The organism is Pseudoalteromonas sp. TAB23, assembly GCF_000498075.1.
In the GTDB taxonomy this organism is placed as follows: domain Bacteria; phylum Pseudomonadota; class Gammaproteobacteria; order Enterobacterales; family Alteromonadaceae; genus Pseudoalteromonas; species Pseudoalteromonas arctica.
This window is the reverse complement of sequence record NZ_AUTP01000367.1, coordinates 15,066-29,223: the sequence shown is the minus strand read 5'-3', so window position 1 is coordinate 29,223 and position 14,158 is coordinate 15,066. Positions and strand designations below refer to the sequence as shown.

Below are 14,158 nucleotides of genomic sequence, written 5' to 3'. Positions count from 1 at the left end.
AGGCGCAAGGCCTCTTTATTGCCAATACTATTGAAACTTAAACATACGCATAACTGCACATTTAAACTCTCAATATTAATTGGTATTTTATTTATACTAGTGAAATTTAATCGGTGTAATCGCTTAAATCGTCTTCGCCTAGATTTTTACGCAAGCGTTTTTGCTCAAGGTAGTCTTCCAACTTCTTTTTAACCTTTTGCTTGTTCTTATCGTGTTGATTACGTCCGAGCATTTCGTACTCGTCTTCAACAAAATCGTCATCTAGCGCATCGTAACTAAATGTCTTACCCACAACCCACTCCATAAAGTGTTTGAGACCAACCAAGGATTTTATTATCGCAATAGCCGGTAAAATTAAAAATGTTTAATGCCAAAGTGCTCTGCAAATTAACATCAAAATAAAGCCACGCGACTACTGTAAATAGTCTTCATGTCAGTAATGTGAATAAATAGCGCTAAATTTGAATTGAGGAAAGTGAGAGTTTTTTATCGTATCGATAAATAAAATTTATTAATTTTTATTAGTTAGCCAATTTGACTAAAAAATAGTTATTTATTAATCATTTTGACTTGCTAAAAAATAAAGAAAAACACTTAATCAGTTGTTTTTTATGAAAAAACAAAACTGGCATCAAACTTGTTATTAATTAATCGTCATCAACAAAAAGTAGAGAACAAACATGAAAAAATTACTATTAGTTAGCGCATTAATTTGTACGCCAGCCGCTATGGCTCATAACGACAACGATTCTGCAATTTCATTTAGTAACGATGAATGTAACGTCGAATTTAAAAACGATGTACGTATTAAACCAAACGAATTAGAAATTTTTACTGCCAATAATAAAACTATGCAATTTAATACCCATGGTGACTTAACCGTAAATGGCGAGCTTGTAGCGCTTAATAGCTCACAACGCGAAGCACTGAATAAGTACTCTGACAGCTTACGCACTCAATTACCTGAAGTAGCTAATATAGCGTTAGAGGGTGTTAAAATTGCCGGTGTGGCATTAGAAGAAGTAGGCAATGCATTTAATATTGACGGTCTTGATAATATGTCTGAGCTTATGGACGACATTAAAATTGAGGTAGAAAACACATTTTACCAGCAAGGTACATTTGTAATGGGCCAACAAAGTTTTAATCAATTTGGCGAAAACTTTGAACAACAATTTGAGCAGCAGATAGAAACAGCGGTTGAATCAGCAGTAATGCAATCAATGGGCAGTATTTTAGTGGCTTTAGGTTCTGAGTTACTTGGTTCAGGCGGCGATATGGATGCCTTTGAACAACGCATGGAAAATATGGGTGCACAAATAGAAGAAAAAGTAGAGCTACATGCAAGCGCACTTGAAGAACGTGCTAACTCTTTATGTGAAAACTTTGCTGATATCGCAAAACAAGAAGAGCAATTAGTAATGCAAGTGCCAGAGCTTAAAGGTTACCAGTTATTTAGCTTTAAACACAATTAGTACAGCAAACGTTATTTAACATCCCTTTGGCAGCACTTAAGTTTACTTAAATGCTGCTTTTTTGTGTTTACTAAACTTACTTTTTAACTAATAAAGTGAGCTTACCCAGAGTAATAATTGCTTGCTCTATCTGCTCGCTCCACGGCACACCATAACTTAACCTTACGCAGCTTTTATACTTATTAGAGGCTGAAAAAATAAGCCCAGGGGTAATACTAATACCAACCTCAAGAGCAAGTAAAAATAATTTTTGACTATCGTATTCGCCTCCTAAATCTAGCCACATTACACAGCCTCCTTTTGGATCGCTTATACGTGTATTTTTTGGCATAGCTTGTTGTAAACACCATCGCATACGCTCTTTGTTATCGCGCAGGCGCTGCCTGAGTACCTTTAAGTTACGGTCGTACTCGCCGCTGGCAATAAATTCTGATAACGCCCATTGGTTTATTAACGAAGCAGAACAGCTTAGTGCTCGTTTATATCGCCTCGCTTGTGTTGCAAACTTACCGGCAACGACCCAACCCACACGATAGCTAGGCGCTGCGGTTTTAGAAAAAGATGAGCAACTGATCACTAATCCTTTTTTAGAGTACGCTAAAGCAGGTGTGCCTCGTTTTGCCGTAAAATATAAATCGCCGTATACGTCATCTTCAATAAGCACTACGTCGTGGCTTTCGAGTAACTCCACCAGCTGCTGCCTGTTTGTATCTGGCATAAAGCTGCCCACAGGGTTGCTAATTGCTGTCGAGAATAAACACGCTTTTATGTCATGCTCATTTAAAGCGCGCTCCAAATCGCTTAACCAAATGCCATTATCTGGGCACAGTGGTATTTCGAGCGCTTTAAGCCCTAAGCTTTCTATTAGCTCTATAATCCCGTGATAACAAGGTGTCTCAATAGCCACTACATCGCCTGGCTTTGTCACGCACTTAAGCGCAATAGCCATGGCCTCTTGCGCACCATTGGTGATCACAAGCTCGTCCATATCAATACCAATACCAAAATCTAAATAGCGATGCACCAATTGCTTTTTCAGCGGCACAAACCCATCTGTTGGTCCATAGTTTATGGCTTTACTGCCCGCAATTGTCATTACACGGCGCATATTTCTGGCCAGTGCTTTATCGGTAGGTGCAGCAGCAATTGGGTTAGCGATACCAAAAGGAACTACGTTCGCTTGATGAATCGCGCTGTACACCTGCTCTATTAAGGCTTGTTTATTTACCACAACAGGTTCGCGACTTAATTTAACTCGTTTAGGTAAATTATGCGCCATGCTAACGACTTTTAAAAAATATCCTGATTTTTCACGCGCCTCTACCAACCCTTGATCTTCAAGTGACTGGTAAGCCTGTTTTACAGTGGGGATACTTATGCTTAAGTTATCTGCCATTTTACGCAGTGATGGAAGTTTTTCGCCGGGGAGTAAAACTTGTTGAGCGCTCATATCTCTAATCAACTGAATAACTTGCTGATATAAAAACTCATGCCCTTGGCTATTTTTTTGTCTTATCATCACACACCAAATCTGTATAGGTTACATTTTTACTTTTCTGTATATGGTAAGTATACAGATAGGTCTTAAAATAGCCATTCAACCGGGCTTTGGAGACTAACCATGAAAAGTGCAGCGCTATACATTACAACCGTTTTAATTTGGGGCTCAACTTGGTTAGCCATAGAGTTTCAGTTAGGTGATATTGCGGTAGAGTTATCGTTATTTTATCGCTTTGCTATTGCAGCGCTTTTAATGTGGCTATATGTAGCGTACAAAAAACCCGACATGCGATTTAAGTTACTGGATCATGGCTTTTTTGTTTTATTAGCCATTTGTAATTTTGGATTAAATTATTTAATGCTTTACTGGGCACAAAATCACCTTACCTCAGCCATGACCTCTATTGCCTTTTCAATGCTGCTGGTTATGAACATAGTCAATACTCGGTTATTTTTTGGTAAGCCAATCTCAAAACGAATTTATACAGGTGCTGTACTCGCTGTATTAGGTATTACGTGTCTGTTTTGGCCACAGTTACAGCAGTTCGACTTGAGTAATGGTGCATTGGTCGGGTTACTACTTGCCCTTGGTGGCACCTTTGTGGCTTCATTAGGAAATATGGTAAGCGTTCGTAATTCTCGTAAACAAATTGGTGTATTGCAAGGCAATGCATGGGGTATGTTATACAGCGCTATAGGCTTGGCTTTATACGTATTAATGAACGATGTGCAATTTAGTTTAAACGCTCCACCAAGTTACTGGCTATCACTACTTTATCTATCAATATTTGGCACTGTAATCGCTTTTGGTTGCTACTTTGCTCTACTTAGAAATATAGGCCCTGAAAAAGCCAGCTACGTTATTGTTTTATTCCCATTAGTGGCAGTAACACTGAGTAGCTTTTTTGAAGGCTTTGAATGGCACGCAAATACCTTTGCAGGATTTAGCCTAGTGCTATTAGGTAACGCCATTGTGCTTACTCCAACAAAACGAATTAACGACTTTTTAGCTAATAGAGCAATGGCTAAAAGTGGCTCCGTCCCCAGTTAGACGCGTTATTAACGCAACTAACGTAAAAGCGCCTACCCTACTGTAGGCGCTTTTTTATTGGCATATAAAAAAGTAAAGCCTGCCCATGTACACTAATAACGGCAGGAGTTTTACCTACCAGTTCACCATCTGCCTCAATCAATAACCCTTCAGTTTTTATGGAAGCTGTATTTAAGCGACTGTAGTTAAGGTTTTTTATATGCTGATGGCGCTTAAAAAACAACTTCATGAAGCTTATTACATTATAAAAAAGCCCACCCGATCGCATTTGATAACACTCAAGCAGCCCATCAGTTAAATCTGCTTTTGGCGCTATTTCTAGACCACCACCAAAGTACTTATGATTAGCAAATACGGTAATTAAATTTTTATACTGCCTAGGGCGTGTTGACCTTTGGTGGTTGAATTTGCAGCAGTATGTTTGGTTTTTAGGCAAGGCAGAGCCTATGCAGTGTGGTTATTCCCCATAAATAGGCGATAACGCAGCATAAATGCCAAACATGTGCTGCCCTTTGGGTTCTTTCTAGGGACGATTAACTCTTTGTTGCTCGGTTTTTACTTAGCCCACTAGGTTACAAACATCGCGCCGCAATTTAATCGCCCCTAGATTGAACAAATTTCAATCCACAAAGATCAACACGCCCTAACATCGTTATTAAACGTACCTTGTAACTGCTGAGCTTGATAATAAAATAGCTCCTTAATGCTCGTCCAACTGTATTCAAAAGATGAAAAACTAGCTTTAGCATTAATCGCTTTAACTACATGAGCATCAAACCCTACCCCTGCAATATTAATAAAATAGCGGCTATTAATTTTTCCTACATCAACTGCTGTCGGTGTATTAAATAGTGCCTTTCGCCAATCATCTTCTTTGCAACTAAACCCTCTCGAGAAATCGTTACCTGTACCGCAAGGCAATAATGCTAACGTACAGCTACTCCCTATTAACGCATTAACCGCCAAGCTCAATGTACCGTCTCCGCCAAGTACAACTACTTTGGTAAATTTACTCAGTAGCAACCTTATTTGAGCGCAGTCATCGTTAAAGTTTCCTGTTGTAGTAAACATACAATAAGAAAAACTGCGTTTTTTACAGATGCTTTTAAGCCACATTAGTGATTTTTCATTCTGTTTTTTTGTACTTGGTTTAATAATTATTAGTAGTGACAAGCTTTTGTTTCCAACAATGTATTTAAGAACGAATAAAAAAGAGTTTAATTGAGTTTTTTTAATCTGAATAACTAGTCAAAAAAGGTTGTGTAAAATGCATATAAATAAATAAAAACACACACAAACACCAGTATTGGCGAGAATAACGCCGATTTTATTTTAACTACTTATGCAAAAACCATAATAAAAAACACTGAACCGCACGTTAATAAAATAAATAAGGATTAGTTTAACTAATCCGTCAGGCTCAATTTTTATCGTTGTCTTTTTAATCAAACAACGTGCAAAATGCACGCGATTTCAACATATACAACCCGGAGCAAAATAATGAAACCAATTAACACATTAAATCAAACAGCAGCAGCTCAAGTAGCAGTTAAACCAACTAACCGTAAAGCAAGAATGTTAGCTAGACTTAACACTATTGGTAAAAGACTAGCACTTAGCGGCGCAGCTCAATATAAATAATCACCCAACCATGATTATTTTTCGGTGCAGCGAACACTCAACCACTAAATGAAGTCACTTATTTAGCTCCCCTTGTTTGCTGCAACCTATTTATTTTATTAAAAATTGCCTTAATTTCCCCTTATTTACAAAAAAAACCTCATTTACGTACGTTTTTTAGGCAAACAGTCATTTTGCTATTTACACAGCGGTATCACCTAAGTATTATTCTGCGTCACGGAGAGATGGCAGAGTGGTCGAATGCACCGGTCTTGAAAACCGGCATGGGTTTATAGCCCATCTAGGGTTCAAATCCCTATCTCTCCACCATATTTTAATTGGTGGCTTTTTTTACTTCCATCAATACAAACGGTTATGCGTTGGAGAGGTGTCCGAGTGGCCGAAGGAGCTCCCCTGCTAAGGGAGTATAGAGTTTGTAGCTCTATCGAGGGTTCGAATCCCTCCCTCTCCACCATACTTAATTTAAACCACTTAATTGTGGTTTTTTTGTGCCTAAATTTTAACACCAATACTAAATTGGGAGGGTGAGAACCCTCGACAGGGTTCGACAAAATGTCTGGAACATTTTAGGCCGCTGCAAGCGTCGCGCAGCGATTGATTACATGGATGTAAGCAAGTCTATCCCTCCCTCTCCACCATACTTAATTTAAACCACTTGATTGTGGTTTTTTTGTGCCTAAAATTTAACACCGATACTAAATTGGGAGGGTGAGAACCCTCGACAGGGTTCGACAAAATGTCTGGAACATTTTGGGCCGCTGCAAGCGTCGCGCAGCGATTGATTACATGGATGTAAGCAAGTCTATTCCTCCCTCTGGACCATACTTAATTTAAACCACTTAATTGTGGTTTTTTTGTACCTAAAAATTATAAAAACTAAACAAATTGTGCCTAGTAATAACTTAGGGCATTATTAACATAACTTTAGCCACTTTTAGGTTTAGCTATGATCCGGTTCATATTGCTATCAGTTTGCGCGGCAGCACCATTTTTTACCTTGGCACAAAGTACAACAGTGTATAAGTGTGTAATTAAGGGCGTTCCTACCTTTAGCCAAACGCCTTGCGCTAAAGATGCACAAGTTATTACTCTTAAAGATATAAACGTAATTGAAGCATACAAAAGCTCTACGCCCGGTAAAGGTATTACCGACACCTCTGTGGATGACTACTTAGAAGTTCAACAAATAGAACGAGAAATAAAGCGTCTTGAGCTATCTATTGCACAAAGCCAAAAAGAATACGCAGCTAAAAAACAGCAGATAGATTACATGACTCAAGATAAAGCCAATCGTTTAGGCGCTTCGTCTATTGCTGATGCTATCGCAACTAAAACAAATTCGTTAAAGCAAGCTTACGACGCATCAATTAATCAAACGCAGCAAAAAATAGAGTCATTAAAACAAAGAAAACAGCAGCTTAGCCAAAACCCTTAAGCGCTCGTTTTACTATAGAAATAAATTGCGCAACGTCTTCTTGAGTATTATAAATATGTGGCGATACTCGTATTCCAAATTTGCGAGCATCTACACTGACTTTCGCTTTATTAAGCTCTGTAAGTACATGGTCTTGCTGCTTGTTAAAAAACAAAATAACAGTCCCGCTGCATTTATCACTACTCATAGGTGATGCAACATATTTGCCTAGTTGCTCATGAATAAGCGTAAGCATAGCTAAATTATGATTCCTTACCTTGTGAGCAGTTAGCTCTGCAAAGTAAGCAATGCTATTTGCGGCAATAATATAAGGCGCTACAGAGGGAGTGCCCCCCCAAAATTTGAGCGCACTGGCGTTATATTCAAAGTGGTTTATATTGAACTCAAATGGATTTTGATGCGAAAACCAACCCACATCTTTAGGCTCACAATACTCTATTTGGTTTTTGTTAACCCATAAATAAGCTGCACCTGGGCCACCACATAACCATTTAACGCTCGAGCCAATCATAAAGTCAGCATCGAGTATGCTTAAATCAAGCGGTATAACACCCGCTGATTGAGCAACATCAATTATTGACAAGCTATTGGTTAATTTACTTATAGCTACAATATCGTATACAGGCGCCTGTACACCTGTATTTGAATACACATGGCTTATAAAAACTAAATCGATATCACCAGTTATATAACGCTGCCAAACACTAATATCAGTTAGGTTTTCGTGCTCTGGTATAAACATAATTTGTGCGCACTCTGGTAATGCTTTTTGCATTGCAAAACCCATGCTCGGAAAATCACTTTGCGCCATAAGCACTTTACAATTTTTTTGCTGTAGCCGTGGATGCGACATAAGCAACTTTGTTAAGCCGCTTGATAAATTAACCTGAGGACAAAACTGCGAACTAGGCGCATTAAATAACTTACCAAGCGCGGTAGTAAATTGCTCAACTGCGGGCAGCCATTGTTGCCAAGGTTCTTGATTTGAGCTCTCCCACGGTAAAAAATAGTGCTGTGCTAAATATTGCTGCGTATTTTTAAGAGGACGCCCTACCGAGTGGTTTAGTAAATAACAGCCATCAGCCATACAAAAATCATTTTTAAGCATGCTATTTAACCCATTTTTTAAGTGTATTTAGATCGTCAAAACGTGTTTTTATATCGTCGCGTTTTGCGCTGGCTCGCCTATCTCTTAATTTTTCGAGCGAATCAAGCAACACATGAAGCGGCGGACCACTTGCTGTTACCTTGCTCATATGCTGCTGTTGCATATTTTTTGAAGGCTGAGCAATAAACTTTTCAACCAGTTGATTATGATGACCGACTGCGGTGTCACCATGTAATTTACACACTTGGATAAATAACGTTGCGTGGCTTTTAAACCAATCTGTATTTTTATATTGCTCTGCTTGTAAAAAGTCATCCATAAAGCTTTGCATACGCATGGCTTCTCGCAGGATTTGTTGATCCTCTGGCATCATATATAAAAACTTATCCACCAGCATTTGCGAGTAACTAGGCTCATTTGCGCTACAAAGCCCTAGTAACATATCAATCACGTTAATACCTGCAAAGTCACCAGCATTTGCACCTCTGTAAACCTCTTTACCTACACGGTACGGTTTATAATAAGGGCGAACGCAGTTAAAAAAGCGATCTGTATCGAGCTCAGAATAAAGTGCATTGTTTGACTCAATTACATCTATAAGTGCTTGTTTGGCTACTTTTAATAACTCACCACACAGGGGGTGTGAGATACCTAACGGCAATATTTTTAATAAAGCATCACTTGCACGTTTATAGGCCAAAATACCTTGGGTGTTGTAATCAAGAAATAGCTTTTCGTCGGGTAAATTGGTAAATCGTTTATAAATACCGTTAAGTGCTTTGTTATGAGTAGTTAAGTGGGCGGTAGCAAAACGAGGGGTTACGCCAATGGATGCGCCTATATGCATAGCAAGCGCTGAGGCTTCTATTAGTGGGGAAGTAGTTTCTCTGCTTGGCTCAGTAATTTCATGGCGCCTACACGCCGCCATAAACAATCCTACGTTACCGAGTAAGTCAAAAGCGCTATCAAAGCCTTGATCTGTGTTTCCCTCGGCTAATAAATTGCTAATTAATGCGTTGCCTTCTTTTTCTAATTGTTGCTTTAAGGCCTCACCTATTCCTTCTACATTTGCTTTATCGGTTTGCTGCCAATAAAGCTGCTCTAATTCACTATTTAAAGTGACAAACTCTGTTCGTATCCAGTGATCGAAAATAGCGGTATGTGTGTTCATTGGTGTGCTCTATTATTTTTATAGTTAAATGCTAACAGAGTTCAATGAGGGTAAAACGCCAAAAAAATTAGTAAAAACTGCAATACTTAGCAATAATCACTACAAATATAAAAATAATTAATAAAAGCCGACAACTATGTTAGATAAAAAAGATCAGCAATTACTCATTGCACTGCAAAGCCAAGCTCGTATGTCGGTTTCAGACTTGGCCAGCAGTATTAACCTATCGGATACACCTTGCCTAAGGCGTATAAAAAAGTTAGAGCAAGAAAACATTATTACCGGCTANCGCCGCCATAAATCCTAAAGCACTTAACCTTAATGTGTTGGTATATGCATTCGTACGATTAAGCCAAAACTCGGTAAGTGCTGCAGAGCAATTTGAGCAACATGTAGAAAAGTTACCACATGTATTAGAGTGTTGTGTAATATCAGGAAGCTATGATTATTTATTAAAAATCATTGCACATGATCTTGAGAGCTACGAAACATTTGTAAAACATCAACTAGGTAGTTTAAGTTGTATTGCAAATATAGAATCAACAGTCGTGTTAAAGCAGTCATTTAGCAAAAAACAGTTACCATTATAAAAATAACCAAAATAACTTACTGTTAGCTATACTGATATTTCAAAACGATAATAATAATTGCTTGGACCTTATGTGAAAAATTTTAACTCTAAAAATCATTCCATTATTTTTTACATCATGTTTGCTTTAGCATATTTTTTAGTCGGCATAGCACTCACTAAACTTGCTTTTAACTCGCAAATAATTCCAATTTGGTTACCTGCCGGCATAGCTCTAGTCGGTTGTTATATTTGGTGGTGGCGCTTTATCCCGCCTTTATTTGTAGCTGCAATTGCCTTTAACCTTAATATTTTTGACAGTTCAGCTCATGAGCTAGTCCTGGTCGGCAACTCATTCAACGAGGCAATGTATATCGCCTTTGGTGTTGTTATACAGGCAATGGTCGGCGCAGCTCTTTTAAAGTATTGGCTTGGTCACCCGCTGCGCTTTAAAAAGCGCAAGAATATAATTTACTTTATTTTAGTCATAGCCATATTGGTCAGCTTAATTTCAGCTAACTTTGGCGTATTCGCACTGAGTCAATTTAACTCGATTTACAGTATTGATAATCATTGGAATAATGTTATTTACTGGTGGCTTGGCGATACATTAGGGGTATTAATTGCGACTCCGTTTTTACTTTCTTTATTACCACAAAAGTCTAATCAACATACTATATCGGCATTTCCGACAATTGCAGTATGCTCAGTTTTATTTTTATCGGTCGCGGTAACAACACAATTATACGATCAGGAAAATCGTATAAGCACTATTAAAATTGCCGAACGTGAAGTCCACGTTATAGAAAACAGCCTTTATAGATATACAAATCGCAGTATTATTGCAGTGCAGAGCTTAGCAAGTCAGGTTCAATCATCTCCCATGCTGAGCCAGCAAGATTTTTATTCTTATGCTAGTCAGTTACTAACTCAATACGAGTTTATTAACGCTTTATCGTGGAATGCAAAAATACCTCAAGATCAACGCGAAGTCTTTGCTCAAGAAATATCAAACATTTACCATTTAGATATTGATATAGTTGGCGAACCTCTTGAAATTAACGATCCCCTTGTTATTGTAAAATACATAGCTCCTTTTAATGGTAATCAAAAAGCTATTGGCTTTAATGTATTTTCAAACCCTGATCGAAAAAACTCTCTGCTTAACCCCGCTATAAAGTACATGCCAGTCGGAACTAAAATAATTCAGTTGGTGCAAACCAAACAACCTAAACCAGCCTATTTATTATTTGCCCCTGTGTACTCCCAATATAATGATGAAAAAACAATTAAAGGCTATGCCACTGGTATATTTTTAGTGCGTAGTATTATTGAGCAGGCCATTTCTAAAGAACAGTCTGATATGTTTTCGATTGGTATATACGAAGATACAAACACACCGCCGTTTTATAGTAATTACTCTCAAAATGTTCAGCAAGCAAAAGGCAGCCGTTTAATGTCGTTTGACGTGGACTTTGCAGGGCAAAAATGGATTGTAAAACTAGCCCTCAAAGAAAGCTTTTTAACACAACATAATAGCCAACTAACTCTATTATTGCTCATACTCCAAGTTGCCGTATGTTCTTTAATTTTAATGGTTTTACTGCTGTTTAATCAGCAACAAATTGCACTTACACGTCAAGTTGCTGAGCGTACACACTCTCTCGCACAAGCAAAGCAGCAGTCTGATTTAGCTAATCAGGCTAAAAGCCAATTTTTAGCGAATATGAGCCACGAAATACGTACACCATTAAACGCCGTTATTGGTTTTTCTTCACTTGCTCGAGAAACAGACAGTGCAAGTACACTCATTGGCTATTTAGATAAAATAAACTCATCATCTAAAAGTTTATTAAACTTAATTAATGACATTCTTGATATATCAAAAATAGAATCCCAAAAGTTAGTTATTGAATCTATTGCATTCGACCTAGGTGCCTTAATAACACGCATAGACAATATGTTTGAACAAAGCGCAGTTAACAAAGGTATTAACTGGCAAGTTAACTCAAAGCTACCTTTAGATACCTGGTTTATTGGTGATCCTATGCGAATTGAGCAGGTATTACTTAATTTATGTAGTAACGCGATTAAATTTACAAGCCAAGGCAGCGTTACTTTAAACATAGAAACAGAGTTTACTGCCGCCAATAAAGTACAGCTTGTGATAAACGTTAGTGATACCGGAATAGGTATAAAACCAAGCCAGCATAAAAAATTATTTAACGCATTTACCCAAGCTGATAGTTCTACCTCAAGGCAGTTTGGCGGTACAGGGCTTGGCTTAACAATAGCAAAAGAGCTAAGCCAATTAATGGGGGGAGAAATAGCCCTTAAAAGTGAAGTAGATAAAGGCTCTACTTTTACATTTTCAATGCGATTAGAAACAACAGAGCCTAAAAAAGAACATGTTATTACATTTGATAATACTAATATTACTTCGCTAGACATTTTGGTCGCAGAGGACAACCCAGTAAATCAAATGGTTATTAAAGCGATGCTTGGCTCGTTAGGGATTGTGCCGTATATAGTAGAAAACGGTGAGTTGGCGGTCGATATAGTGAAAAAACAACATTTTGATTTAGTCCTTATGGATTGCCAAATGCCTATAATGGATGGCTATAGAGCAACGGCACTGATCCGCCAGTTTAAAACCGAACAAGAACTCCCGATTATTGCTTTAACTGCCGACGTAATGCCAGAGGATAAAGCACATGCACAAGCCGTTGGATTTAATCAACATCTTGCAAAACCGCTTGAACTCATTAAGCTAACCGAGTGTCTTGTCCAATATGCAGAAGTTAATGAACAATAGTGGTTTAATTTTAAGAATAGTTTTTAGAGTATTTTTAAAAGTAGCTTTTGGTTTAGTTTTAAGTGTTTTTTCTCATACAGCTGTCGCTCAAAACTGTATATCGCAGGCGAGCGACTTTAAATTTATAACAAAAAGTAAGCAACAAGGCTTATTACGCTTTGAAAATGAGCACAACCACCAGCGCCTTAATTACCACGCCCTTTTGCCATTTAACGATTACTTAGATTTTGCATATAAACATATAAATAGAGCTAATCCGCGTGCAAATATGCCATGCCCTGTTATTACACAAACGTATCAGCAATTAGTAACACAAGGTACGCGAAAACCTGACCCTACTATTGCAGATATTATTGCCCCTTTTGAGCTTACGCATCCAAACAGCAATAAAGTTGCGCTATTAATCCACGGACTAACTGACTCCCCCTTTACGTATCACGATTTAGCACAAGTGTATTATCAGCAAGGCTATACTGTGCGTACTATTTTATTACCAGGACATGGTAGCGCCGCAAGTGCCTTACTCAATGTAGACGTTAGCCAATGGCAACAAGCAATAAAATACGGTATTGAACGCTCCGTACAAGACTTTGATGAGGTGATACTCGCAGGTTACTCTACCGGTGCAGCGTTACTTATTGATTACGCAACCAAACACACTGTTTCGCCAAAAATTAAAGCGCTTATGCTTTATTCGCCCGGCTCTGAGCCACATAATAAGTACGGCTGGATAGCAAAGTGGATTGATGCCATACCCTTTGTTAATTGGATTGATAAAGACGCCGATGTAGACTTTGCTAAGTATGAGTCATTTCCTTTAAATGCAGCTGCCGCGTCGTACGATGCAATGTCACTTGCAAGTATTAGTAGCTTAAACAAACGCTCTGCACTTAAATTACCTATTTTTAGTGTACTTAGCGATATTGATACCACGATAGATACGCGTGCCACGCTAAAGTTATTGAGTGCATTACACAAAGATAATTCAGTAAAATATAAGCCGCTCGATACTTTAGTACTTTATGGAAGCACTGATATTTTACCGCCAGACTTTGCTAGTGACTACACAGTAAATAATCCGCAGTGCACAACGCCTCAATGTAAAAAAGTTCATGGTATGTCGCATATTGCTGTTGTTAACTCACCGCAAAATCCACATTATGGAATTAACGCAACCTATCGTAATTGTGGCAGCTTTATTAACGACGAGTCCCTGTACAAAACATGTAAAACAACAAAAAACCCACAACTAGGAGAGCGTACAAGCGCCAACTTAAAACACTATCCGGCTTTACAACGCTTAACTTATAATCCTCATTTTACCGAGCTTAAAAAGCAAATTAGTACGTTTATTAAAAACGTAGAACAGCTTAGAACAACTACAAGGTAAGTAG

At 38.2% G+C, this 14,158-nt stretch carries 12 protein-coding genes, 2 tRNA genes and 1 pseudogene; 9 read left to right on the top strand and 6 right to left on the bottom strand.

What is annotated here, in order from left to right:
• Positions 1–106: 106 nt before the first annotated feature.
• Positions 107–292 carry a hypothetical protein gene (locus L654_RS0125065; protein ID WP_007579801.1) on the bottom strand — a complete coding sequence of 62 codons (186 nt, stop codon included), beginning with the start codon at positions 290–292 and terminating at the stop codon, positions 107–109.
• 388 nt (positions 293–680) lie between these two features.
• Here L654_RS0125065 and L654_RS0125060 point away from each other — a divergent pair, with 388 nt between their 5' ends.
• A complete protein-coding gene (locus tag L654_RS0125060; RefSeq protein ID WP_007579800.1) occupies positions 681–1,475 on the top strand; it encodes a YggN family protein in 795 nt (264 codons plus the stop codon).
• Positions 1,476–1,551: 76 nt separating this feature from the next.
• Here L654_RS0125060 and L654_RS0125055 read toward each other — a convergent pair whose 3' ends face one another.
• Positions 1,552–2,994 carry a PLP-dependent aminotransferase family protein gene (locus L654_RS0125055; RefSeq protein WP_024609373.1) on the bottom strand — a complete coding sequence of 481 codons (1,443 nt, stop codon included), beginning with the start codon at positions 2,992–2,994 and terminating at the stop codon, positions 1,552–1,554.
• Between the two features lie 102 nt (positions 2,995–3,096).
• Here L654_RS0125055 and L654_RS0125050 point away from each other — a divergent pair, with 102 nt between their 5' ends.
• Positions 3,097–4,026, top strand: a complete 930-nt coding sequence (locus L654_RS0125050) for an EamA family transporter (protein WP_024609372.1) — start codon at positions 3,097–3,099, stop codon at positions 4,024–4,026.
• 37 nt (positions 4,027–4,063) lie between these two features.
• Here L654_RS0125050 and L654_RS1000000128040 read toward each other — a convergent pair whose 3' ends face one another.
• Both L654_RS1000000128040 and L654_RS01000000126850 read right to left on the bottom strand, forming a co-directional pair.
• A complete protein-coding gene (locus tag L654_RS1000000128040) occupies positions 4,064–4,462 on the bottom strand; it encodes a hypothetical protein (RefSeq protein ID WP_158001158.1) in 399 nt (132 codons plus the stop codon).
• 197 nt (positions 4,463–4,659) lie between these two features.
• Positions 4,660–5,199, bottom strand: a complete 540-nt coding sequence (locus tag L654_RS01000000126850; protein WP_029753778.1) for a diacylglycerol kinase family protein — start codon at positions 5,197–5,199, stop codon at positions 4,660–4,662.
• A 327-nt stretch (positions 5,200–5,526) separates the two neighbouring features.
• Between L654_RS01000000126850 and L654_RS1000000128495 the strand changes: the two genes are divergently transcribed.
• The 4 genes from L654_RS1000000128495 (at position 5,527) to L654_RS0125020 (ending at position 7,102) form a co-directional block, all read left to right on the top strand.
• The gene (locus L654_RS1000000128495; protein ID WP_010554841.1) at positions 5,527–5,667 is read left to right on the top strand and encodes a hypothetical protein; all 141 of its coding nucleotides are present in this window, start codon (positions 5,527–5,529) and stop codon (positions 5,665–5,667) included.
• A 218-nt stretch (positions 5,668–5,885) separates the two neighbouring features.
• A tRNA-Ser gene (locus tag L654_RS0125030) sits at positions 5,886–5,976 on the top strand.
• Positions 5,977–6,028: 52 nt separating this feature from the next.
• Positions 6,029–6,121, top strand: a tRNA-Ser gene (locus L654_RS0125025).
• Positions 6,122–6,613: 492 nt separating this feature from the next.
• Positions 6,614–7,102: a DUF4124 domain-containing protein gene (locus L654_RS0125020; RefSeq protein ID WP_007579794.1), complete on the top strand. Its 489-nt coding sequence runs from the start codon at positions 6,614–6,616 to the stop codon at positions 7,100–7,102.
• Here L654_RS0125020 and L654_RS0125015 read toward each other — a convergent pair.
• Positions 7,086–8,210, bottom strand: a complete 1,125-nt coding sequence (locus L654_RS0125015; RefSeq protein WP_024609371.1) for an aminotransferase class V-fold PLP-dependent enzyme — start codon at positions 8,208–8,210, stop codon at positions 7,086–7,088. The two genes, L654_RS0125020 and L654_RS0125015, sit on opposite strands and share 17 nt — an antisense overlap.
• A gap of 1 nt (position 8,211) precedes the next feature.
• Complete coding sequence (locus tag L654_RS0125010; RefSeq protein ID WP_024589494.1) at positions 8,212–9,381, bottom strand: monodechloroaminopyrrolnitrin synthase PrnB family protein; 1,170 nt, start codon at positions 9,379–9,381, stop codon at positions 8,212–8,214.
• A gap of 136 nt (positions 9,382–9,517) precedes the next feature.
• Here L654_RS0125010 and L654_RS01000000126845 point away from each other — a divergent pair.
• The 3 genes and pseudogenes from L654_RS01000000126845 (at position 9,518) to L654_RS0124995 (ending at position 14,154) form a co-directional block, all read left to right on the top strand.
• Positions 9,518–9,971: pseudogene (locus tag L654_RS01000000126845) on the top strand (Lrp/AsnC family transcriptional regulator).
• A gap of 72 nt (positions 9,972–10,043) precedes the next feature.
• The gene (locus tag L654_RS0125000; RefSeq protein WP_024609370.1) at positions 10,044–12,764 is read left to right on the top strand and encodes an ATP-binding protein; all 2,721 of its coding nucleotides are present in this window, start codon (positions 10,044–10,046) and stop codon (positions 12,762–12,764) included.
• Entirely contained in the window at positions 12,754–14,154 is a 1,401-nt protein-coding gene (locus L654_RS0124995) for an alpha/beta fold hydrolase (RefSeq protein WP_024609369.1), read from the top strand. The genes L654_RS0125000 and L654_RS0124995 overlap by 11 nt, the downstream gene beginning before the upstream one ends.
• The last annotated feature ends 4 nt before the right edge of the window (positions 14,155–14,158 follow it).